A 23,140-nucleotide genomic window follows, 5' to 3' on the forward strand; every position below is an offset into this window, starting at 1 on the left:
GCGCATTGTCTTCCTAAGACCGCTTGGCCTCCGACTTCCACCACCCACCAGCCCTACAACCGCCCAAGCGCCTCCCGCAGCGGCTTCAACCCAATCGACCCAAGGTCCAGCGCCTGCCTGTGGAACGTCTTCAAATCAAACTCAGCCCCCTTACGGGCCTTCGCGTCATCCCGTGCCTGGAGCCAGATCCGCTCGCCGACCTTGTACGCCGGGGCCTGGCCCGGCCAGCCCAGGTAGCGGTCCAGCTCGAAAGCGAGCTGTGCTTCCTCGGTGTTCACGTTCGCGGTCATGAACTGCCAGCCCAGCTCCGGCGTCCAGCGCTCGCCCGCATGGTCGACACCGCCACCGCCCCCGCCCCCGCCCCCGAAGTCGAAGCCGGCGGGGATCTCCAACTCCAGGTGCATGCCCAGGTCGACGACCACGCGGACGGCACGCATCATCTGGCCGTCGAGCATGCCGAGTTTGTCGCCGGGGTCGGAGAGGTAGCCCAGGTCGTCCATCAGGCGCTCGGCGTAGAGGGCCCAGCCCTCTCCGTGGCCGGAGACCCAGCACATTGAGCGCTGCCAGCGGTTCAGCAGGTCCTTGCGGTAGGCGGTCTGTGCGCATTGGAGGTGGTGGCCGGGCACACCCTCGTGGTAGACCGTCGTGGTCTCGCGCCAGGTGGCGAACTCGGTCTGGCCCTCGGGCACTGACCACCACATGCGGCCCGGGCGGGTGAAGTCCTCGGAGGGCGGGGTGTAGTACATGACGCCGTCGTGGGTCGGGGCGATCATGCACTCCAGGCGGCGTACCGGGTCGGGGATGTCGAAGTGGACGTCGGCCAGCTCGGCGACGGCGGCGTCGGACTTGTCCTGCATCCAGGCGCGGAAGTTGTCGGCGCCGGAGATCTTGCGCGCCGGGTCGGAGTCCAGCTCGGCCAGGGCGTCCTTCAGGCCGCCGCCGGGCACGATGCGGGACGCGGTCAGGGCCATCTCGGCGCGGAGGCGAGCCACCTCCTCCAGGCCCCAGGCGTAGGTCTCCTCCAGGTCGACGGTGTCGCCGAGGAACTCCCGCGACGCCCGCTGGTAGCGCTCACGCCCCACGGCGTCCTTCTCCGGCGCGGAGGGCAGTAGCTCCTCGGTGAGGAAGCGGCCGAAGTCGGCGGTGGCGGCGCCGGCGGCCGCGGCGCCGCGGTCCAGGTCCTCGCGCACCGCGCCGGTGGCGCCGGTCCGGGTCACCAGGCCGGCCCAGAAGCTCTCGCCGCCGCGCTCGCCGTTCCAGTCCTGCGTCTGCTTCGCGCACGCCAGCACCTGCCGCCGCGCGGAGGTCCGGCCCTGGGCCGCCGAGTCCAGCAGCGTCGCCTTGAGCTGCTCCAGCGCGGCCGGGACCGCCGCCAGGCGCGCGGCGATGTTGGCGTGGTTCTCCTCGCCCTCGGTGCTCATCTGGTCGAAGACCGCGCGCACGCTCTGGAGCGGACTGGCGATGACGTTCAGGGACGACGTGTCGTCCCCGGCCTCGTAGCACTCCACGGCCAGCGCCAGCCGCTCCTCCATGGCCTCCTTGGCCACCCGCTCGTGCTCGTCCGCCGGCTCCAGGGCCCGGATCGCCGCCAGGGTGGACGCGGTCAGCGTGTTGCGCGCCGCGAAGCCCTCCAGGGAGATGTCGGTCAACTCGTGGTCGTGACCGGGGACGCCCAGATCGGTGGCGAACTGCGGGTCCAGTTCGACGTAGCGGGCGACATAGTCTTCAGCGATCTCATTGATGGACGTCACGCGCTCGACCCTATGCCGGTGATCCTCGGACGTCCAACGATCCGACTTTGGAAAACTGTTCTAAGACGCTGCTCGCGAGGTTGGCGTAACCAGCGCGCACAGCGCCCGGCGGTCACCAGGACGGACGCGTCTACACCAGTGCGACGAAGCACAGCGCACAGCGGCGCACCGCGCGCCGGTGCGCGCCCCATTCACATCCTCACGCGCCCGCGCGCGGACCCCGAATCCGCCCACGCCGAAGCGCCGCCGCGAGCACCGGCACGCCCAGCACCAGCACCACGCCGAGCGTCATCTGCCCGGCCGTCCGACCGTGCCCCGGCATCGCTTCACCGGCCGGCACCACGTTGCCGGGCGCGGAGGACGGATCCGGCCGGCTCTCGTCCGCCAGCACCGTCGACACCGCGCGGTACGGGTTGACCACGCCCCACCCCACAGCTCCGTTCAGGCCCCCGGCGGCCGGATGGTCGGCCGTCACCTCCAGGCGCTGCGCCACCTGCCAGTTGTGCAACGTCGGACGGTGGGACAGCACCAGAGCGGCGGTGCCAGCAACGAACGCCGACGCGAACCCGACCCCGTGCTCGGCGGTCAGCCGCCCGGGGTACCCGGCCGCCGGGACCGCCATAAGGCCGCCGGGGGCCGAGATGTTCACGCCGCTCGTCTGCTGCTCGAATCCGGACGGGTCCCCGTTCCGGTCGACCGCGCCGACGGCCAGCACCCCGGGGAGCGAGGCCGGGTAGTACTTGAGGTCTTTGCGCGCCCCGGAACCGTTGGCCCGGGCACCGCCGGCAGCCACTCCGTTAGCGGCTGCTCCCGTAATAGCCGTTCCTGAAATGGCGGCTCCTGGAATGGCCACTCCGGTACCGGCCGCCGCGACGATCACGACGTCACTGGCCAATGCCTCCTGAACCGCGGACTTCAGCTCCGGCGGGTCTTCGGTCACCGCGATAGAGATGTTGATGACGCGCGCGCCAGCGGCAGTAGCCGTACGAATGGCATCAGCGAGCCGAACCGCGCTGCCCGGCTGTGCGGGATCGGACGTCTGCCGGATCGGAAGGATGGTGGCGTCCGGGGCGACCCCCATAAAACCCGGTATCCCGTTCTCACGCCCGGCAATAAGAGCGGCGACAGCCGTGCCGTGACCGTCACAGTCATAGTCGCCACTGCCGCCCATGTCCTCGACGCTGGCCCCGGGCAGCACGGTGTCGGAGCCGAGAACCTGGCCGGCCTTGACCATCCCGGTGTCGATCCCGGTGTCTATGACCGCCACAGTGACGCCGCTACCCCGGCTGAGATAGAAAACTCCGGCCGAGCCGAGCTCCATCTTGGACACCGGCCACAGCAAGTCCTTGGGCTCCTCGCCAGAAGCGAGGTTCGGCTCGGGCAGCGGATGGGTGCAGGCGGGACCGCCGACGATCGGAGCGAACGCGACCGCCGGGGCGCGGACAGCGGCCGAAAGACGAACCGCCGCCGCGGCCGATGCAACAGCCGAGAAAGAGGACAGGAAGCAGCCCGCGGCGAGGGTCGCCACTGCCAGGTTCCGCAATGTACGTCGAGCCATGACCTCTGCCTCGGAGGACGCCAGGTGCACCAACAGGGTCGGCCGGGTTCGCACCGGTCCGGGTCCCCCGCGCGGTGCGGCCGCCAGGCGTCCGCAGGCTTGGGTTGGCGGTGATGATATAGACGCGGCGGGCGGTCCACCAGGGGTGATGAGGGTTAGCCCGCGCCCGGGTCGGCGCTTGCGCCAGCCCCGTCATGGCCTCCACATGTCCGAACGTTCATGCACCAAGGCATTCACGCACCCGGGCAGCGCGCCTCACACCTCCAACGTCACCGTGAACGGGCCGTCGTTGACCAGCGCCACCTTCATGTCCGCGCCGAAGCGACCGGTCTCCACCTTCGCGCCGAGCGCGCGCAGCTCCGCGACCACCGCGTCCACCAACGGCTCGGCCACCGGCCCGGGCGCGGCGGCGATCCACGTGGGGCGGCGGCCCTTGCGGGCGTCGCCGTAGAGCGTGAACTGGCTGATCACCAGCAGCGGACCGCCGAAGTCGGAGCAGGAGCGCTCGGTGCCGGGGGTGCCGTCGCCCTCGAACAGGCGGAGCGTCCACAGTTTGCGGGCCAGTTGCGCGGCCTGCGCGAGGGTGTCGTCGTGCGTGACGCCCACCAGCACGCAAAGCCCCGGCCCCTCGATCGCGCCGACCACCTCGCCGGCCACCGTCACCGACGCCTCGCTGACCCTCTGCACCACCGCTCGCATGCGCCCATTCTCCACGCCGCCGGGCCCGATGAGACGATGGCGCCATGGCAGATCCGCACACGACCCACGTCACTTTCCCGGCCGGAGGGACCTCCGGCACCGCCACCGTGCTGGCCGTCCGCCCGCTGGCCGACGGCACCGGCGTGGTCGTGGACACCACCCCGTTCCACCCGCTCGACCACAGCTGGCCGGACCAGCCCGGCGACACCGGCACGCTGCGCGCCGACGGCGCCGAGCACCCGGTGACGGACTGCGTGACCGGCGGCGTCGGCCCCGACGGCGCGTTCGCGGTCGGCACCGACATCCCGGTCCGGCGCGGCGACGAGACCTGGCAGTGGCTGGCGGTCCACGTCCTGGACGGCGCCCCCGCCCTCGAACCCGGCCAACAGGTCGAACTGCGCGTCGACGAAGCCCGCCGCGCGGCCCTGTCCGCGGCGCACACCGGCTGCCACCTGATGGCCCTCGCCCTCAACGAGGCGCTCGCCGACCGCTGGCGCAAGGAGGCCCGCGCCGACGGCCTCGGCCACCCCGACTTCGACAGCCTCGCGATGGACACCTCCCGCATCGGCCTCGACGCCAGCACCGACCGCTACCGCCTGGGCAAGTCGCTGCGGAAGAAGGGCTTCGACCCCGAGGGCCTGCGCGAGGCGCTGCCCGAACTGACCGAGAAGATCAACGCCCGCCTGGCCGACTGGCTCGCGCAGGATGCCCCGGTCCGCATCGACACCCCCGGTCCGGAGCTGACCGCCCGCCGCCAGTGGGTGTGCGAGCTGCCGGAGAAGACCGTCGAGATCGCCTGCGGCGGCACGCACCTCACCCACCTCGGCGAACTCGCCTCGCTGACGGCCGAACTGACGCTGTCGGAGGACGGCGCCGAGCTGGTCGTGGTGACCACGCCGAAGCGCGGCTGACGGCGACCGCGCCGAGTCAGCCGACGGCCGGCTCGGCGCACGCCACGGCGGGCTCCGGCAACGACGGCGCTCCCACCGTCACCGGATGGCCCGCCGCTGACGTCACCGGCTGGCTCGCCGCCAGCGCTGTCATGCCCGCCAACGCCGCCTCCGGCTCCCACTCCGGCACCGCGCTCTCCGGCACTGCGCCCTTCGGCATCGCGCCCTCCGGTACCGAAATCTCCGGTACCGCGCTCTCCGGCGCCGCCGTCTCCAGAACTCCGGCCCCCGCGAACCGCTGATACGCCAGCATCGCGGCGGCGAGCAGCACGCCGATCCCGCCGGTCGCCGCGAAGGCCCACGGCGGGGACGAGCGGTCGACCACCGCGCCGGCCAGCGGCGCGCCGATCGCGGCGCCGAGGGTCATCGCGGAGCCCTGGAGCCCCATGGCCTGGCCCCGGGCCGAGGCCGGGACCGCCGACGCGATCGCCTCGGCGGTGGAGGACAGCGTCGGCGCGCACATGAAGCCGGCCGGGAGCAGCGCCAGGGCCAGCCACCACCAGCCGAAGTGGCCGATGAAGCCGACCGGGATGGTGCCGGCACCGAGCAGCAGCATCAGCAGCGGGAGCCGCCAGGGCCGGGCCGTCGAGCCGTGCCAGAAGCCGCCGATCAGCGAGAGCAGGCACCAGGCGATGATGCAGACCCCGGCCCACTTCACCGCGTTCTGCTGGCGCAGCAGCGCGGTGATGGAGATGTCGGTGCCGGACAGCACCAGGTTCGCCGCCGCGCCGGTGGCCAGCACCAGCAGGAAGCTGGGCCGCAGCCAGGTGGACAGCGGCAGCTTCGGCGGCGGGAGGGCGTCCGGACCGGCGGTCGCCGCGTTGTGGCCGATCGGCGGGTTCAGCACCCACAGCGTCACCACCGCGCCGACGGTCAGCACGCCGATCGCGGCCAGCGTCGCCTTCGCCGACTGCATCGAGGTGATGGCCGCGATCGCCAGCGCCGGGCCGACCATGAAGACCAGCTCGACGATCATCGAGTCGAGCGCGAACGCCTGCCGGCGCATGCTCTCCGGCACCCGCGCCGCCACCGCCTGCCGGATCACCGAGAACACCGGCACTCCGAGCAGCCCACCGAGCACGAAGGTGGTGACCAGCAACACCGAATACGACAGGAAGGGCGTCGTGATCCAGTACACACTCTCGGCCACCCCGGTCACCAGCAGCACCGGCTTGAGCCCGCGCCGGTCGACCATCCGGCCCAGCAGCGGCGCCCCCACGCCCATCCCGGCGGTCATCACCATGCTCGCCACGCCGGCGGCCGCGTAACTTCCGCCCTCGTCCAGCACGACGTGCAGGGTCAGCGCCATCGACTTGGCGGTCAGCGGCAGCCGGGCCAGGAAGGCCACGACGAACAGCGCCCGGGTCCCGGGCATGGCCAGAATCGGCTTGTAAGGGGCGATTAGCTTGATCACGTGTTTCCTTCCCAGGGGATCATCCCAGACGCCGCCGAGGAAGACGAGTGAGTTCCGGGGGAAGCCTGTAGTAAGAGTGGAGACATGACCGACGACCAATCGCACCTTCGTGCCGTCGCGTCGCTCTGTGGCCTGGCCGTGGGGGACGCGGTGGGCGCCTGCTACTTCATCCCGCTGAACCAGCCCTTGCTCACCGACCGCCGGCTGCCGCCGGACCCCTGGTACTGGACCGACGACACCGAGATGGCCTGCTCCGTCTTCGCGGTGCTGCGCGCCAAGGGCCACATCGACCAGGACGCACTCGCCCGCTCCTTCGCCGACCACCACGACTTCGACCGCGGCTACGGCGCCGGCGTCAACCGCATGCTCCGCCTGATCCGCCAGGAAGGCGCCGACTGGCGCGAACAGGCCGCCGGCATGTTCGAGGGCCGCGGCTCCTGGGGCAACGGCGCCGCGATGCGCGTCGCGCCGCTCGGCGCCTGGTTCGGCGCCGACGACCTGGACCGGGTCGCCGCCGAGGCGGCGGCGTCGGCCGCGGTGACGCACACGCACCCGGAGGGCGTCGCGGGCGCGGTGGCGGTGGCCGTCGCGGCGGCGCTGGCGGCCGGCACCGACCTGGCCGGGTACGAGTTCCTGGACGAGATCGCCGAACGCACTCCCCCGGGCCTGGTGCGCGACGGCATCGGCACGGCGATGACCCTGCTGCCGCTCACCGATCCCCGCAGCGCCGCGGCGTCGCTGGGCAACGGACGCTACATCTCCGCCCCCGACACCGTCCCGTTCTGCCTGTGGGTCGCGGCGAAACGGATCAACGACTACGAGGCGGCGTTCTGGGACACCGCACTCGTCGGCGGCGACATCGACACCACCTGCGCGATCGTCGGTGGCGTGGTGGCCGCGCGGGTCGGGACCCCGGGCATCCCCGAAGAATGGCGCAAGCGCTGCGAGCCGTTGCCGGATTGGGCCGGCGTCGGGTAGGCCTGAGCCATGACGGCTACGGCGGTGGAGAAAGTCAATGCTCTGACCAAGCGATGGTTGGAGACCTGGGCCCAACCGGGCCCAGGCTCGGGCCCGGACGCGAGAGCCAGCTCGGAAACCGGCTCAGGCGCGACAGTGCTCTCCGGCGCCGGAGTCTGGCCCCTGCTGGCCTTCCTCGCCGACGGCGCCGACGACACCGGACGCGCCGAACTCGCGTCCGCGCTCGGCGTCCCGGCCGACGAGGCGGCGCGCGCCGCCCGCGACATCCTGGCCACGATCGAAAGCTCCGCCGCCGCCCGGATCGCACTGGGCCTGTGGACGCGCCGCGAAGTGCGCGTCCACACCGCGTGGCTCGCCAACATCGCACCCGGCGTCCACGGCGAGCTGACCGGCGACGCCGCGACGGACCAGAAGCGGCTGGACGCCTGGACCTCGGAACACACCGGCGGCCTGGTCCCGCGCCTGCCGGTCACGCTCACCGCCGACATCATGCTCGTGCTCGCGAGCGCCCTCACCGTCGAGGTGACCTGGCAAGAGCCGTTCCGCCCGAGCATCACGGAGACCACCGGCGAGTGGGCCGACGAGAACGGCCAGTTGTCGGTCCTGCGGCGGCACACCACCGAACTGCGCGCGCTGCGCGTCGCGGACACCCCAGCGGGCCGTATGAGTGCTCTGACAGTCGACGGTGACGGCGACGTCGACGTGGTGCTGGTCCTCGGCCCCGAGGACTGCGCGCCCGCGAAAGTGATCGCGGCCGGCACGGACTTGGCAGCCTCAACCGGCCACGACCGCTCCGATCCGTCCATCACCCACGGCCCGAACCTCCCGGTCGGAACGCCCGCACCCGGCGTCACCGTCTCCACGGTCGAGTCGATGACGCCGATGGACAGCCTCTCCGTCACCACCGTCCCGTTCCGCGTCTCCGCCCACCACGATCTGCTGGAGCACGCGGCCCTGTTCGGGCTCCGGCACGTCTCCGGCCCGGGCCGCGGCCACTTCCCCGGGCTCAGCGACTTCCCGCTCACCGTCGATCAGGCCGCACAGGACGCCGTGGCGGTCTTCACCGCGAAGGGCTTCACGGCAGCGGCGGTGATGGCGTTCGCCATGATGGCCGGCAGCGCGATGCGGCCAAGCAGCATGGTGCGCCAGATATCAGTGACCTTCGACCGACCGTTCGCCTACTACGCGGTGCACCGAGCCAGTGGCCTGATTCTCGTCGCCGGCTGGGTCGGTGCACCGGATCACGAGGTCTCGTCCGGCAACGCGTAGCGCCACGTGCAGGTGCGCACGCCCTTGGCCGACTGGTACGGCACCGGGGTCTTCATCGCGTCGCCGGACTGCGGCATGAAGGGCACGCACGCCGTGCGCACCGCCGTGGCCGCCGCGCCGCCGGCCACGTGGAACTCGACGCAGCTCGCACCCGCGCTGTTGGCCGGCTGTGGCAGCCCGACCGGCCACGGCTGCGCGCCGGTGGCGGTCGCCGGGCACTGGAGCTGGTAGCGCACGTTCGCTCCGATGTAGGCAGTGCTCGGCGTGGTAGTAAGGGCATTGAGTTTAGTGAAGGCGTCGTAGAGCGGCGCGGGATAGCCGCCCTCCTGGCCGAGCTGTTGCAGCCCGCTGGCCCGCACGATCTGGTACGTGCCATCGGCCTGGAGAATCCCGAGCACGGTGATGGGGATGTCGGGGATCGTCCGGCCGTCGGAGGGCTTCACCGTCGCGGGCATGCCGCCGAGGTCCTTGCGGACGGTGGACACCAGGCCGTTGAGCACCGGCAGGTTCAGCGTGGAGCGCTTGCCGGCGTCCACCACCACGGTGCCGTCGGAGTACACGACGACCTTGGGCGGCGTCAGCTGGAGCTGGTTGCCCGCGAAACCGCCTTCGAAGCGGATCTCGGCGACGCGCTGGAGCGATCCGGACGGCGCCGGCGGCGACGAGGAACCGCCCGACGGGGCGGACCGCGACCCGGCCGATGTGCCGCCGGCCGACGCGGACGCCCCGGACGACCCGGCCGACCCCGCCGACCCGTCCGACGGCGCGGCCGAGGACGACGCCGACGAACCGCCCGCCGAGCTCGTGGCACTGCTGTCGGAAGAAGTGCCACTGCTCGCCGCCGATGACGACGCCCCGGCAGCGGACGGCTTCGAGGAGGTTCCCGAACACGCCGCGGCCCCGAAGATCAGGGTCAAGACGCAGATCCATCTCGTCAGCTTCATGAGGGTTGGACGCGCTCCGCGACGGTCCGGTTCCCTTCCGCGAGCCAAGGGTTTGTACTGAATCGCTCAGCTCATCCCGCCCCCAGCGCCCCCACCAGCCGCCGCGCCGCGTTCGCCACCGCGCTCCCGCCCTTCTTCTCGGCGGCCGCCGTGACCGCGTCGATCGACGTCCGCACCTTGAGCGCGCCGGCCAGCTCCGTGCCGAGCACCAACAGTTCGGCGGTTCCGCTCAGCGCTTTCGTCCGAACGGGCGGCAGTGCTTGTGGCAGCAGCGCGGCGACGGTGTCCCATGCCTGTCCGGCCGCTCCCCCGTTCGCCAGGTCGCGCAGGCACGGCACCACACGGCGCAGACCGGCCGGTTCCGCGGTGAGGCGGACGGTCAGGGCCTCGGCGACGCGAACGCCGTCGAACAACCCCCGCGCGGCCAGCACCAGCGCCGCGTCGACGCCGGAGGCACGCAACCCAGCCTCGGCATGGATCATGCGGGAGGCGATCACATAGTGCGTCCCGGCGTGGACCGGGTCGTCCTGCTCGGCCAGCGCCAAGGCGGACTCCGGCGACGGCTCCACGCTGCTCCAGTCCGCAGCACCGGCCAGGGCGATGGCGGGCAGGTCCGGGTGGGACGGGAGGATCGCGGGCCAGCAGATGTCCCAGTCCGACTCGTCCCACTGCTGCTCCGCCTCGAACCAGACGCCGGGAAGCAGATCCAGCAGCGTCGCGGGATGTGAGGCGTGCTTGCGCTCCATCCGCTTCAGGTAGGCATCGGCCTCGGCGTCGCTGCGGATCCGCACGCCGTCGCGCATCCGCGGATCCGGCATCGTCGCGTCCGGAAACGCGACGCGCTCGCCCGCGACCCAGGCCGCGAAGCGCTTGCCCGCCTCCGAGGCGAAGCCGGAGGTGTCGACGTCGCCGCAGTCGACCGGCAGCCGCAGCAGCGCCTGGTGCAGGTCCGCCTCCAGGGGGACCAAGGCCTCTGATTCGGCGGCGCGCAGTCGTTCCGCCAGCACCTCCGGGTCCAGGCTGCCGTTCGCGGCGGTCGGTATGGCGAGCGGCGCCGGCAGGTCCGGCAGGCCCAGCGCGGCCGTGTACTCGGCGGCACGCAGGACCAGGAAGTCGGCCGGGGACGTGCGGTCCCGCCGCCGGGAGTAGCTCGGCTTCTGCTTGCGCACCACCGGCCACAGCTCGTGCACCGAGGCCCGGTGCGGCTTGCGCTTCTTCGCGTCGAACCGGACCGCGGCCTCGGCGAGTCGGTACACCGCCGTGGAGGGCGTGTCCGGGTAGTTCTCCAGCGACCACTCCCAGCGGTCGTGGGCCCGCTCGACCACCGGAGCGAGCGCTTCGCTCAGGCCCGGGGCGTCGGCGCGGGAGAACGTGACCACGGCTTCCAGCACCCGCTCGAACAGCATCGCCTCGGACGGCGCGGTGTGCATCAGCGAGGAGACCTGCTCGGCCAGTTCGGCCGGCGATCCGATCGGGGGCAGCAGCGGACGCGGTTCGTACGGCGCGACGTCGAGGTAACCGGCCTCGGGCATCGCAGCGTCCTGCTCCAGGCCCAGCAGCCCGGCGAGGGTGGCGGCCAGGTCCGAGGGAAGGTACACCTCCCCCTCGGCCGCGAGGCGCACGCGGTCCGCCTCCGCCAGGGCCTTGGCCCGCTTGCCGATCAGCTTCACGGCGCGTTCCTGGATGTCAGCACCCTGAGCGCCAAAGGCGACGGCCGTGTACCCGGCGATCTCCGCGACCCGGTCGGGATGCGCGGTGGCCAACGCGTCGAGCCAGCCGAGCGCCGTCTTCACGATGTTCTTCTCCGAGCGCGTCACCGCGATCGACGCCGCCTCCAGGGCGAGTTCGAGGTCGACGTGCCCGGCGTCGGAGGCCTTCTTGACCGAGGCCAGGAACACCTTCGCGACCGTGCCGTTCTGCGAGGACAGAAGGCTGATACAGCTGGAGATCCGCGCGGCGATCTCCTCGTCGGTCGCCGCCATCGCGGTCCAGAACGCCAGATGGCCCTGCATCGCGCTGAGGCGCCCGCCGCGCAGCAGGCGCCGGAGGCTGCCGTCGAGCATGTCCGCGCGCGGCACCAGGCCCTGGGAGACGGCCAGGTGCGCGAACTTCCCGAAGTTCGCCCACTCGGTGTAGAGGTCGTCGTTGTCGTCGTCGTCGAAGGTCAGCGGCAGCAGCGCGGCCAGCGCCGGATCGGCGAGGAAGGCGGCCTTGCCGCGGTCGCGGTGGTCGTGCCACCGGAAGCGCACCGCCCAGGCGCGGACGAGCCCCGGGGTCAGCGTCGGCGGCACGCCGGCCGCGGCGGCGACCGCCTGGACCACCGGGAGCGCGCCCTCGGGACTGAGCGTCGCCGACAGCTCGTCGGCGAGCTCGGACAGCCAGTCCGGATTCCGGTCGGCGAGGACTTGGCGGATGGCGTCCGGAACGATCTCCAGGGTGCTCTGGCGCTGAACCGTACGCAGGTACTTCGCGACGGCCGAGGCGGTGGACAGCACCGCCATCGAGGCCGGGATCTGCGCGCGGGACGTGCGGCGCTGAACGGCTTTGAAGTCGTTCCAGTCCCAGGACGACGACTGCTCGCTGTAGACGCGCCAGCTGACCGACTTCAGCTGCGCGCGCAGCGGCTTCACGAAAGTGCGCCGCTCCTTCTCGGACATGCCATGGAAGAAGGCTGCTATCGCCGTCGCGTTCCCGGCCGCCAGCAGGGAGGTCAGGTGTTCGGCCGATCCGGGCTGGACGGATATGGAGCCTGCCGCGCTGTCCGTGCTCATCGGGTCCCCGCCAGTTCCTCGTCGTCCGCCGACTCCGCCAAGCCGCGCTCGCCACGACGATAGGCGTCCGCCGCGAGTATGTGTTTGCACGGCCCGCGTCCTCCCTGGTACTTCGCATACCACTGACATGTGCAGGACAGCGCCCCGTCGGCCGCCGCCCGGACCCGCTGCACGTGGTCCTCAACAACGATGGTGGCGATCGCGCTGTCCCAGCTGACGGCGTTCGCGTCCAGCAGGTCGCGGGCGGCGCGCAGCCGCGGGTTCTGCTTGGCGGCACGCTCGGCGTCGTAGGGCAGCTCGCGGTGGAAGTACGCGGCGTCGGCGTGGTCGTAGCCGACGCGGCCGGCGGTGCCGAGCTGGGTCAGCGCGGCGCGCACGCGGGCCACCGGCAGGCCGGACTCCTCGGCCAGCCGGTCCGGCTCCACCCGCGCGTCGAAGGCGAGCAGGGCGGCGACGGTCTCGGCGTCGTCGATCACCTCGTCCCCGGCCAGCGCGGACAACACCGCACCCTCGCCGGAGAAGCCGCGGGTGATCTCCGGGGACAGGGTCAGCACCAGGCGCATGCCCGGCAGGTCCAGCTGCCAGACCGAGGCGACCGGGCCCGAGCCGCGAGTGAGGTTCGGACCGTAGACACGGAGCGCGCCGCCGAAGCGCAGCAGCGGCAGCAGCTCCTTGAGGCGCTGCGGGCCGGCAAGGCAGACCGCGCCGGGGCCGGCGGTGGCCGCCAGGCGCAGGGTGCGGCCGGCCGGGACCAGCCACTGCACGCCGCGCGGCGCGTTGGGCAGGGAGCGCAGGAACCGCGCGGCGTCCGCGGCCCGCAGCTCGGCGCGCAGGTCATAGCCGGAGGTGACGGCCTGCACCTCGGCGAAGCCGCGCAGCCAGCGGGGCGGCAGCGGCACCTTACGCTCCACCACGGTGCCGTCGAAAGTGGTGGCCTCCAGTCCCTCAGGTCCCACCTCAAGTCGCAGCGGGTCCCCGCCCCGCACCCTGGTCAGGGCCAGGCGCAGGTCGTTGTTGACGTCGACGTTGGTGGTGCCGCGGTCCAGGGCGGTGCCGTCCAGGCCGGACTCCAGGACGTCGAGGCGGGCGTAGACGCCGCAGCACCCGGAGAAGGACTCGAAGCGCAGGCGGTCGCCGTTGCAGGTCACGACCGGATCGCGCAGCGCCGCCAGGTTCGGCCGCCAGTACCGGGCCTGGGCCACGTTCGCGACGCCGAGCAGCGCCGCCGCGGCCGGCTCGGCCTCCCCGAGGAAGCCGGAGAAGAAGCGCGGATGCGCGGCCGGGCCGGCGACGGTGGTGCCGCCGGAGGTCTGGAGATCCAGCAGACCGTCCGGGCCGAGGCTGGACGCCCGGACATACCCGTACATTTGGGCGGTGGAAGTCATGTTCCGAAGGTAGCGTCGGACACCGACAAGGGCGGGAAGGGGCTAATCTCGACCTTCGAGACCTGTGCGTCCACGCTCGGGTGCGGGCTGATCAGCGCGGTGGTCGAGCATTCTCGAACAGCGGGCCGGCCGCGGACGGCGATCGAGGACCGAAGACGGCTGAACGACGAGTGAAGCAGACTGAAGACGGCTGAAGACCGGAACAGACCGAAGACGCGACTGACGAAGGAGCCCGCGAGACCGTGGAGTCCGCCTGGAACCGCAGTGTCCTGCGTACCAACAACGAGCGGCTCCTGCTCGACCGGCTGCGCGCCGACGGCGCCACGTCCCGTGCGGAGCTGGCCCGCCTCACCGGCCTGTCCAAGCCGACGGTGTCCACCGCGCTGGGCCGGCTGGAGCACGGCGGCCTGGTCCGCGAGATCGGCAAGCAGGCGGTGGCCGGGCGCGGGCGCTCGCCGGTCCTGTACGAGGCCGACCCGACGGCGGGCTACGCCTTCGGCGTCGACGTGGGGCGCAGCTGGATCCGCGTGGGCCTGGCGGATCTGGACGGCACCGTGGTGGGCCGCGCCGACGAGCCGAACACTGCCGGGGACGCCGACGGCATCGTCGACGCGATCGTGGCGCAGGCCCGGCGGGCGTGCGCCGAGGCCGGGGTGGAGTGGTCGCGGGTGCTGCACGCGGTGGTCGGCAGCCCCGGGGTGATCGACGCCGCGACCAACGAGCTCCGGTACGCGGTGAACCTGCCGGGGTGGGGCCGGCGCGAGGTCACCGACCGGCTGGCGGCGTCGCTGGACACCCGGTTGGAGCTGCTGAACGACGCGAACCTGGCGGCGCTCGGGGAGCACGCGGCGGGAGCCGGACGCGGACGGCGGCTGTTCGTGTACTTGCTGGTGGGGACGGGGCTGGGCGCCGGGATCGTGGTCGACGGGCGGCTGTTTCCGGGCTCGCGCGGCGCGGCCGGGGAGATCGGGTACTTGCCCTACGGACCGTATGGCGCGGGCGGTGTGGGTGGCGCGAGCGGCCCCGGCGGTCTGGACGGCGCGAGCGGCACGGACGGCGCGAGCAGCACAGGCGGCGCGGAAACGCAGCACCTGAACCTGGCGGTGAGCAGCCGAGGACTGCTGGAGGACGCGGCGGCGGCCGACTCCGTGGTGGCGGCGGCGCGAGAGCTCGGGCTGGCGGACACCGACTCGGCGAAGCAGGTGTTCCTGTCGGCGCGGGCCGGCAGTGAGACGGCGTTGGAGGTCGTGCGGCGGGAGGCGGAACGACTGGCGCTCGCCGTCGCGGCCATCTCGGCGGTCATCGACCCGGAGCTCGTGGTGCTGGGCGGCGGGATCGGGGACAGTGCCGACCTGTTGTTGGAGCCGCTGCGGACGGCACTGCACCGGATGACACCGTTGGTGCCGGAGTTGGCAGCCTCGGAGCTGGGCGCGAACGCGGTGCTGCAAGGGGCGTTGGCTTCGGGGGTGGGGACGGTGCGGCGGCTGGTTTTCGAGGCCTGGCAGGGGGCTCAGGAGCCCACGGGGGTGGAGGGGTAGGGCCGCAAAAGCAGTGCCCTGCTCGGCTCAGCAGCGGCAGCGCACGCCTCGATGCCTATGATCAGGACATGGCTGGCGATACACGACCGGATCTCGGGGAGATCGAGGCTTGCTTCGTCGCGGTGATCGAAGGCCGACTGAGCCGGGACGACGCCGACCGCTGGGCCACACGCTGGCTCCTTGACGACTCCCTCGACTGGGACGATTCGGAGCTCTGGGCCCTGGACAAGCTGTCCGGCATCGATCTGCCGAACGGCCCGGCCGGCGGCTACCTGCACGACGACAGCCAGGTGCGGTCGTGGCTCCTGGAACTGCGGCAACGCAGCGAGCACCGACACGGCTGACTCCGCCGCCCCGACGCCGCCCCGACGCCGCCCCGACCACGCCCCGACACCGCAGCGGGGCCCGGGCCGAAGACCCGGACCCCGCCTCACAAGACCCGTACCGCAGTGGACGACAGCGTGCCGGCGTCAGCCGGCAACCCCCGCTGCCGCCCGCTGCGCCACATGGCACGCGGTCTCGTGTCCGGGTGCCAGTTCGGTGAGCTTGGGGGTCACCTCGTGGCAGATCGGTTCGGCGAGGGGGCAGCGGTCGCGGAAGCGGCAGCCGGCCGGGGGGTTGACGACCTTCGGAGGTTCGGCCTTCACCGTGTCGACGTCGACGGTCAGCGGCGCGCGCGGGTCCGGGACGGCCGACAGCAGCAGCTGGGTGTACGGGTGCTTCGGCTCCTGGAGCACGTCCTCGGTCGGGCCGGCCTCGACGATGTGGCCGCCGTACATCACCATCACGCGGTCGCAGACGTAGCGGGCGCTGGCGATGTCGTGGGTGATGTAGAGGAACGACACCCCCTCGCTCTCCCGCAGGTCGGCCATCACGTTCAGCAGGCCGATGCGGATCGACACGTCGAGCATCGACACCGGCTCGTCGGCCAGGATCAGCTTCGGCCGGTAGGCCAGGGCCTGGGCGAAGCCGATGCGCTGGCGCTGGCCGCCGGACAGCTCGTACGGGTAGCGCTGGAGGATCTCCGCCGCCGGGTTCAGGCCGACGGCCTCCACCACGCGCGCCGCCTCGGCCCGGCGCTCGGCCGGCGACAGCTCGGTGCGGTGCAGCTTCAGGCCGCGCATGATGCCGTGGTCGACGCGGTAGGCCGGGTTCAGCGAGGCGAACGGGTCCTGGAAGACCATCGGCACCTCGCCGCGGTAGGCCAGCTGCTGCTTGCGGCCGCGCAGCGCGCCCAGGCTCTTGCCCTCGAACCGGATCTCCCCGGAGGTGGGCTTGTAGACCTGGGCCAGCAGGCGGGCGATCGTCGACTTGCCGCTGCCGGACTCCCCGACCAGCGCCACGATCTCGCGCCGGTTGATGGTCAGGTTCACCTCGTCGACGGCGTGCAGGTTGTGGCGCGAGAAGCCGCCGCCGATCTTGAAGTGCCGAGTCAGGTCCACGGTGCGCAGCAGTTCGCTGCCGGTCGGCTCGTTCACGACTCGATCTCCACTTTCTGCGCCGCCGGCTCGTGCAGCAGGCACCGGGCCTGCACCGCGCCGACCTGGTACAGCTCCGGCTCGTCGACGATGCAGCGGTCCATCGCGACCGGGCACCGGGGGTGGAAGCGGCAGCCGGTCGGCGGCCGGCCCAGGTTCGGCGGCGCGCCGGGGATGCCGGTCAGCCGCTTCTTCTCGCCGCGGATGGACGGGAACGCGTCCAGCAGCCCCTTGCTGTAGGGGTGCGCGGGCGCGTCGAACACCGCCCGCGTGGTGCCCAGCTCGACCACCTGGCCGGCGTACATCACCATCAGCCGGTCGGAGAAGTGGCTGACCAGCGACATGTCGTGGGTCACGAAGATCACCGCGAAGCCCAGCTGCTTCTGCAGCTCCTTGATCTGCGCCATCAGCGAGCGCTGCGCCACCACGTCCAGGGCCGAGGTGGGCTCGTCCATCACGATCAGGTCCGGCGTGAACAGCAGCGCCATCGCGATCATCGCGCGCTGGCGCATGCCGCCGGAGAGCTGGTGCGGGTAGGACTTCAGGTGCACCGGGTCGATACCGACCAGTTCCAGCACCTCGGCCGAACGCACCCGGATCTCGGTCTCGGACCACTTGGCGTGCGCCTTGATCGCGTCCTTGAACTGGTGCCCGATGGTGTGCACCGGGTTCAGGGCGTTCATCGCGCTCTGCATCACCACCGAGAAGTCCCGCCAGCGCAGGTGGTTCAGGCTCTTGGCGCTCAGCGCGACCAGGTTCTGGCCCTTGAACCACACCTCCCCGGCGGTCACCGAGGCCGGTGGGTTCAGCAGCTGCGCGATGCCGAACAGCATCGTGGACTTGCCGCAGCCGGACTCCCCGACCACGCCCAGGAACTCGCCCTTGGCCAGCGTCAGGTCCACGCCGGCGACCGCCGGCACCGACCCGGTCGGGGTGTTGTACTCCACCCAGAGGTTGCGGACCTCCAGCAGCGCGTTCGGATCCGTCGTCGTCTCCAGCATCGGCTCACTCACCTCCCAGGGCGTCGGCGGGACCGGCCTGGGCCGGGACGGACGGCCGGAGCCGTGCCGCGAGCTGCTTGCCACGCTGCCTCCTCACCGGCCGCAGAGCCGGGTTGCTGATCTCGTCGAAGGCGTAGTTCATCAGGGCGAAGGCGACCCCCAGGGCCGCGATGCCCAGGGCCGGGGCGATGGCCCACCACTCGGCGCCGTTCTCCAGCGCCGACTGCGAGTCGGCCCAGTACAGCATCGTGCCCCAGCTGTCCGAGTTCGGGTCGCCCAGGCCGAGGAACTGCAGGCCGGCGGCGTTCAGCACCGAGAACAGCGCGGCGCCCAGGAAGTTGGCGATGATCAGCGAGATCATCGTCGGCAGCATCTCGAAGACGATGATGTAGGACCGGCGCTCGCCGCGGACCCGGGCGGACTCCAGGAAGTCGCGGTTGCGCAGCGACAGGGCCTGGGCCCGCAGCTGGTTGGCGCCGTAGGACCAGCCGGTGACCACCAGCACGGAGACCATGACGGTCAGCGTGGGCTTGCCGGAGTAGGCGGAGAGCACGATCACCAGCGGGAAGGTCGGGATGACCAGCACCACGTTGGTGATGAAGGAGATCACGTCGTCGGCCACGCCGCCGAGGTAGGCCGCGGAGACGCCGACGAACACCGAGATGATGGTCGCCAGTCCGCCGGCCACCACCGCGATGATCAAGGGCTCGCGGGCGCCGTAGACGAACAGCGCCCACACGTCCTGGCCCAGCGAGGTGGTGCCCAGCCAGTGGTCGCCGGACGGCGGCAGCCGGGGCATGAAGCGGGCCGGGGCCGTGGGGTCGTCCACATCGGTGAACAGCGACGGGAACAGCGCCATCACCAGCAGGACGAAGAACAGCACAAAGCCGAAGTTCGCCTTGCGGTTGGACAGGAACGAGCGCCACACGCCGCCGCCGCGCTTCTTGCCGCGGATCGGCGCGGCCGGCGCCTCGGCCGGCTGCGAGAGCAGGGTCGTCATCAGTGCCTCACCCCTTAGCCCGGGTACGCGGGTCGAGCCAGACGGTGAGCAGGTCGCACACCAGGATGGCGCCCAGCACCGCGATCGTGAACAGCAGGAACAGCGCCTGCATCATCGGGTAGTCGATGCTGTTGACCGCGTTGTACAGCTGGTAGCCCAGCCCCGGGTAGTTGAAGATCCGCTCCACCAGGATCGCGCCGGTCAGCACGAACCCGATCGACATCGCGAAGCCGGACAGGTTCGGCAGGAACGCGTTGCGCGCGGCGTAGTTGACCATCACCTTGCGGTCCGACAGGCCCTTGGCCCGGCCCATCCGGATGTAGTCCTCGGCCAGCGTGGTGATCATGTTGTTGCGCATGGTCAGCACCCAGCCGCCGATCGAGGTGATGAGCAGCGTGGCGGCCGGCAGCAGCGCGTGCTGGAGCACGCTGCCGATGAACCCGGGCGACAAGCCCGGCACGATCGTGTTGTCGTAGTTGAACGACCCGGGCAGCCAGGTGTTGTCGATCGTGAAGAACAGGATCAGGAACAGGCCGACCACGAAGTACGGCAGCGCCGAGGTGACGACGAACACCGAGGGCAGCACCGAGTCGACGACGCCGCCGCGGCGCCAGGCCGCGATGGTGCCGACCAGCGAGCCCAGGATGAAGGCCAGCACCGTGGTGATGCCGACCAGGCCCAGGGTCCACGGCAGCGACTGGCCGATCATCTTGGACACCGGGGTGCCCAGCGAGCTGCCGCCGGTGGAGACGCCGAAGTTGCCCGAGAGCATGTTGCCCAGGTAGTCCCAGTACTGGCTGAACACGTTGGCGTCCGGCTTGAAGCCGTAGGAGGCCAGGATCTGCTTGAGCTGGGCGTCCGGCACCTTGCCGCGGGTGGCGGCCCGCAGCGAGTTGATCGGGCTGCCGGGCATGAAGTGCGGGAGGAAGAAGTTCAGCGTGAGGGCGGCCCAGAGGGTGAGAAGGAAGAACCCTAGTCGGCGCAGAAGATATCTCAACCCTCTGTCCTTTCATTGGCTGGCGAACACGGCGCCGCGGCGGGGCCCGCGGACGCGGGCGGCGGGGGCGGCGGGTGGGCGCGGAAGCGCGGTGGCGAGGCGGCGCCCCCGGTACGGTCGGGGCGCCGTCCGGGTCCGCCAGGGGACCAAACCCCTGGCGGACCATGGTCGATCGGGGACCTCAGGTCCGGCGGACTACTGGGCCGGCTTGTAGAACAGGTTGAGCAGCACCTGCTCGTTGTCCGGGTAGTTGTAGGCCGCGGGCTGGGCGTACGGGTTGTCCGAGGTCGGCCAGCCGCCGAAGTCCTTGGTGTTGTACTGGAACCAGTCCACGGACTCGGTGACCGGGATGATCGGGACGTCCTTGATCATGTAGCCCTCGATCTTCTTGATGATGGCCACCTGGTCGTCGGCGGAGGCGGTGGCGTAGCTGTCGAGCAGCGTGTCCACTTCCTTGTTCTGGTAGCGCTCGAAGTTGCCGGCCGAGGCGGACTGGCCGATCGGCGCGGTGTTCGCCGAGTGCAGCCACTCGCGCAGCTCGTAGTACGGCGTCGGGCCGCCGGCCGGCTGGCCGACGTAGGCCAGGTCGTAGTCGCCCTTGTAGAGCTTGTCGTCGTAGGTCTGCATGGTCAGGGAGCTCTCGGTCAGGTTGATGCCGATGCCCTTGAGCTCGTCCTTGATGACCGCGAGCGAGGCGTCCCAGTCGGTGTAGCCCTGGACCGAGATGACCGTCAGGTTCAACGGGTTCGAGGTCGAGTAGCCGGCGGTCTGCAGCGCCGCCTTGGCCTTGTCCAGGTCCGGCTTGTCGAACCCGGCCGCGCTGATCGCCGCGGCGTCGTTGTACTTGTCGAAGGTCGGCGTGACGATGCCGGACTGGTTGGCCGGCGGCTGCTGGCCGTCCTCACCGATCGCGGAGACCTTCGCCTTGTCGATCGCGTAGGCCAGGGCCTGGCGCACGCCGAGCTGGCTGGTCGCCTTGTGCGAGGGGTCCAGGTTCGGGACCAGCGCGACGTTCAGGACCGGCGGGGACCAGGTGTGGTTGTCCTGCGACTTGTTCAGGTAGAAGGACTTGATGCCGGTGATGAACTGCGAGCCCCACTGCGCCTTGCCGCTGGCCAGGTCCTGGTTGGCCGGCTGGTTGTCCAGGTAGGCCGGGTACTCCACGGTCGTGACGTAGGGCTTGCCGGGCTGCCAGTAGCTCGGGTTGGCCTTGTACTCCATGTTGTTCGGCGTGCACTTGACCGTGTACGGGCCCGAACCGACCGGGTTGGCGTTGGCCCAGGTGTCCGGGTGCGCCGCGGCGTCGCCGGTGGACCAGATGTGCTGCGGCACGATCGTGACCAGGTTGGCGAACTGGTAGAAGTACACCTGCGCGTTCTGCTTGAACGTCAGCGTGACCTGGTTGCCGCTGGCCTTGGCCTCGGTCAGGCCGGCGCCGCTCCACAGCGTGTACAGGTCGGTGGCCGGAGCCTGCTTCATCAGGTTGAAGGTGAAGGCGACGTCGTCGGCCGTCAGCGGCTGGCCGTCGCTCCACTTCACCCCGTCCCGGATGGTGAAGGTGACCGCCGTCTTGTCGGTGTTCCACTGGTAGCTGGACGCCAACATCGGGGTTTCCTTGGCGTTCTGCAGCGTGTTGATGTAGATCAGCGGCTCGTAGATGAACCCGTTGGCCTCGACGTTGTTGGAGGCGTTGAACGGGTTGAACGCGCACGGCCAGGTCTGGCCCTGCTCGTTGGAGATCGTCAGGGTGCCGCCCTGCTTGTACGTCTTGGGGGCGGTGGAGGACGACGACGACGAGCTGCCGGAGGCCGAGCTGGCCGACGTGCCGCCGGTGCTCCCGGAGGTGTCGTTCGTGTGCTTGGTGCTGGAACACGCGCTGGCGGCCAGGCCTATGGAGACGGCCACCGCGAGCAGCGAGGACTTGCCGTGCCTCATGCTGGGTTTCCTTTCCGATTCACGGGATGTGGCACCCGAGGGAAGTGGAGCCGGGATGCGATGCGACTAGCTGGATACTGCGGTGGTGCGAAGTCCCCCGGCCGGCGCCGCCGGCGCGGGGACGGTGGCGTCTACAGGGCTGTCGAGGGTTGCGGACGCACCGCGGCGCGGGCCAGCGTGAGGGCGCCGGCCAGCGGGGCGTCGAACGGGAACGCGGCCTGCACCAGCTCCGGGGGGAACGGCACAGCGGCGTCCAGCGCCCGGCGCAGCGGACCGTGCAGGGCGGCCCAGGAGCGGACCATCCCTCCACCGACCGCGATCCGCGCCGGGTCCAGGGCGATGGCGAGGTTGACCAGATGGAAGGCCAGCTCGTCAGTGAATTCCTTCAGTACCGCGGCCGCGCGCTCGTCGGTGCTCACGGCGGCGAACAGGTCCTTGGCCCCGGTCGCGCCCGGGACCAGCTCCCGAGCCCGGGCCAGCAGCCCGATGCCGCTGACGCCGTCCTCCAGGATCGACCGCTGCCCGGCGGCGGCGCCGACATCGGCGACCGACCGCAGGTTGTACCCGATCTCGCCGGAGGCGCCGTTGCGCCCGGCGACGACTTCGCCGCCGGCCACCAGGGCCACCGCCAGACCGGTCCCGAGGTTGAGGTACAGCCCGGGATCGGCGTCCCTCAGAGCCCCTTCCACGGCCTCCACGCGCGCGGCGGCCTTCACGTCCGTCTCGACCCGGATCTCGGAGTCGGGGAACGCGTCCTGCACTTCCTGGGCCAGGGCCAGCTCGGCCCAGCCGGGGATGTTCGGGGCCAGATCGACCCCGTTCTCGCGGGGGATCCCGATCGTCGAGACCCCGACGGCCAGGGGCTCCCGCCCGGGGGCGACCCGCTCCAGCAAGCCGCGGGCGGCCCGCAACCCCCGTGCCAGGGAGGCCTTGCCCCCCTCAGCAGCGTGCGTGGGGACGGTGGCGGTACCGAGCCGCACAGCCGCGCCGGCCTCGGCGACAGCCATCGCGGTCTTCGTCCCGCCGAAGTCGATCCCCAGCACTACAGGCGTGTCCAAGCGCCCTCCCTAAGCCGGCCTCATTGCTCATTGCTCTGTTGCTCTGTGCTTGGTGCGGTGGTGCGGTGGTGCGTCGTGCGGTGGTGCGTGGTGCGGGAACCGGCGAAGCCGCCATCCGGGAGTGATCCCCGGTTCGGCGGCAGTACGTCGCGAGTTCGTCAGTAAAGTAAACTAAATAATGCTGCCGGGGAAGGGGTTGGTAGCCGCGATCCGATAACGGGTCGGCAACGGCCGCGGCCGGGTCCGGGAACGGTGGGAGACCGACACAAGAAATGGCGCCGCCGGAAACGGGGGCGCCACATTCATCCGTACCGCGCCGTCAAGGGCGCGGGCCTTGTCGGTGCCCCGGACTACGGTGAGGCACCGAGACAGCCACCGGAACAGTCGGCAGCCAGCGCCGCGGACGACAGGAGG

At 71.3% G+C, this 23,140-nt stretch carries 19 protein-coding genes; 6 read left to right on the top strand and 13 right to left on the bottom strand.

The window, feature by feature from the left end; translation table 11 throughout:
• Nucleotides 1–53 precede the first annotated feature (53 nt).
• From ABD481_RS35860 to dtd, 3 genes are all read right to left on the bottom strand, one after another.
• A complete protein-coding gene (locus tag ABD481_RS35860; protein ID WP_344670298.1) occupies nucleotides 54–1,751 on the bottom strand; it encodes a DUF885 domain-containing protein in 1,698 nt (565 codons plus the stop codon).
• A gap of 199 nt (nucleotides 1,752–1,950) precedes the next feature.
• On the bottom strand, nucleotides 1,951–3,309 hold the full coding sequence (locus ABD481_RS35865; protein ID WP_344670299.1) for a S8 family serine peptidase: 1,359 nt from the start codon (nucleotides 3,307–3,309) through the stop codon (nucleotides 1,951–1,953).
• Nucleotides 3,310–3,564: 255 nt separating this feature from the next.
• Entirely contained in the window at nucleotides 3,565–4,008 is a 444-nt protein-coding gene (dtd, locus tag ABD481_RS35870) for a D-aminoacyl-tRNA deacylase (RefSeq protein ID WP_344670300.1), read from the bottom strand.
• A 44-nt stretch (nucleotides 4,009–4,052) separates the two neighbouring features.
• Here dtd and ABD481_RS35875 point away from each other — a divergent pair, with 44 nt between their 5' ends.
• Nucleotides 4,053–4,919, top strand: coding sequence for an alanyl-tRNA editing protein (locus tag ABD481_RS35875; RefSeq protein ID WP_344670301.1), 867 nt, complete (start codon nucleotides 4,053–4,055; stop codon nucleotides 4,917–4,919).
• Nucleotides 4,920–4,935: 16 nt separating this feature from the next.
• Here the strand turns inward: ABD481_RS35875 and ABD481_RS35880 are convergent, their stop codons facing one another.
• Nucleotides 4,936–6,372, bottom strand: a complete 1,437-nt coding sequence (locus tag ABD481_RS35880) for an MFS transporter (protein WP_344670302.1) — start codon at nucleotides 6,370–6,372, stop codon at nucleotides 4,936–4,938.
• An 84-nt stretch (nucleotides 6,373–6,456) separates the two neighbouring features.
• Here ABD481_RS35880 and ABD481_RS35885 point away from each other — a divergent pair, with 84 nt between their 5' ends.
• Both ABD481_RS35885 and ABD481_RS35890 read left to right on the top strand, forming a co-directional pair.
• Nucleotides 6,457–7,350 carry an ADP-ribosylglycohydrolase family protein gene (locus ABD481_RS35885; RefSeq protein WP_344670303.1) on the top strand — a complete coding sequence of 298 codons (894 nt, stop codon included), beginning with the start codon at nucleotides 6,457–6,459 and terminating at the stop codon, nucleotides 7,348–7,350.
• Nucleotides 7,351–7,359: 9 nt separating this feature from the next.
• Nucleotides 7,360–8,619 (top strand): serpin family protein, encoded by a 1,260-nt coding sequence (locus ABD481_RS35890; protein ID WP_344670304.1) that lies wholly within the window; start codon nucleotides 7,360–7,362, stop codon nucleotides 8,617–8,619.
• On the opposite strand, the gene ABD481_RS35895 is transcribed toward ABD481_RS35890, so the two are convergent.
• Nucleotides 8,592–9,179, bottom strand: coding sequence for a hypothetical protein (locus ABD481_RS35895; RefSeq protein ID WP_344670305.1), 588 nt, complete (start codon nucleotides 9,177–9,179; stop codon nucleotides 8,592–8,594). The two genes, ABD481_RS35890 and ABD481_RS35895, sit on opposite strands and share 28 nt — an antisense overlap.
• 31 nt (nucleotides 9,180–9,210) lie before the next feature.
• On the opposite strand from ABD481_RS35895, the gene ABD481_RS35900 reads away from it, so the two are divergent.
• Entirely contained in the window at nucleotides 9,211–9,624 is a 414-nt protein-coding gene (locus tag ABD481_RS35900) for a hypothetical protein (protein ID WP_344670306.1), read from the top strand.
• Nucleotides 9,625–9,634: 10 nt separating this feature from the next.
• Here the strand turns inward: ABD481_RS35900 and ABD481_RS35905 are convergent, their stop codons facing one another.
• A complete protein-coding gene (locus tag ABD481_RS35905; RefSeq protein WP_344670307.1) occupies nucleotides 9,635–12,334 on the bottom strand; it encodes a DUF6493 family protein in 2,700 nt (899 codons plus the stop codon).
• Entirely contained in the window at nucleotides 12,331–13,719 is a 1,389-nt protein-coding gene (locus ABD481_RS35910) for a DprA-like winged helix domain-containing protein (RefSeq protein WP_344670308.1), read from the bottom strand. The genes ABD481_RS35905 and ABD481_RS35910 overlap by 4 nt, the downstream gene beginning before the upstream one ends.
• A 242-nt stretch (nucleotides 13,720–13,961) precedes the next feature.
• Between ABD481_RS35910 and ABD481_RS35915 the strand changes: the two genes are divergently transcribed.
• Together ABD481_RS35915 and ABD481_RS35920 are read left to right on the top strand one after the other, a co-directional pair.
• A complete protein-coding gene (locus ABD481_RS35915; protein ID WP_344670309.1) occupies nucleotides 13,962–15,257 on the top strand; it encodes an ROK family transcriptional regulator in 1,296 nt (431 codons plus the stop codon).
• 68 nt (nucleotides 15,258–15,325) lie between these two features.
• Nucleotides 15,326–15,601 (top strand): hypothetical protein, encoded by a 276-nt coding sequence (locus ABD481_RS35920; RefSeq protein ID WP_344670310.1) that lies wholly within the window; start codon nucleotides 15,326–15,328, stop codon nucleotides 15,599–15,601.
• 126 nt (nucleotides 15,602–15,727) lie between these two features.
• Here the strand turns inward: ABD481_RS35920 and ABD481_RS35925 are convergent, their stop codons facing one another.
• The 6 genes from ABD481_RS35925 to ABD481_RS35950 all read right to left on the bottom strand — a co-directional run bounded on the left by ABD481_RS35925 (nucleotide 15,728) and on the right by ABD481_RS35950 (nucleotide 22,726).
• A complete protein-coding gene (locus ABD481_RS35925) occupies nucleotides 15,728–16,735 on the bottom strand; it encodes an ABC transporter ATP-binding protein (RefSeq protein ID WP_344670311.1) in 1,008 nt (335 codons plus the stop codon).
• Nucleotides 16,732–17,736 carry an ABC transporter ATP-binding protein gene (locus tag ABD481_RS35930; RefSeq protein ID WP_344670312.1) on the bottom strand — a complete coding sequence of 335 codons (1,005 nt, stop codon included), beginning with the start codon at nucleotides 17,734–17,736 and terminating at the stop codon, nucleotides 16,732–16,734. The genes ABD481_RS35925 and ABD481_RS35930 overlap by 4 nt, the downstream gene beginning before the upstream one ends.
• A 4-nt stretch (nucleotides 17,737–17,740) precedes the next feature.
• Entirely contained in the window at nucleotides 17,741–18,736 is a 996-nt protein-coding gene (locus ABD481_RS35935; RefSeq protein ID WP_344670313.1) for an ABC transporter permease, read from the bottom strand.
• Nucleotides 18,737–18,743: 7 nt separating this feature from the next.
• Nucleotides 18,744–19,733: an ABC transporter permease gene (locus ABD481_RS35940; RefSeq protein ID WP_344670314.1), complete on the bottom strand. Its 990-nt coding sequence runs from the start codon at nucleotides 19,731–19,733 to the stop codon at nucleotides 18,744–18,746.
• A gap of 195 nt (nucleotides 19,734–19,928) precedes the next feature.
• On the bottom strand, nucleotides 19,929–21,668 hold the full coding sequence (locus ABD481_RS35945) for an ABC transporter substrate-binding protein (protein WP_344670315.1): 1,740 nt from the start codon (nucleotides 21,666–21,668) through the stop codon (nucleotides 19,929–19,931).
• 131 nt (nucleotides 21,669–21,799) lie between these two features.
• Nucleotides 21,800–22,726, bottom strand: coding sequence for an ROK family protein (locus ABD481_RS35950; protein WP_344670316.1), 927 nt, complete (start codon nucleotides 22,724–22,726; stop codon nucleotides 21,800–21,802).
• Nucleotides 22,727–23,140: the final 414 nt, after the last annotated feature.

The sequence above is a fragment of the Catenulispora yoronensis genome (genome assembly GCF_039531695.1).
GTDB classification, from domain to species: Bacteria; Actinomycetota; Actinomycetes; order Streptomycetales; family Catenulisporaceae; genus Catenulispora; species Catenulispora yoronensis.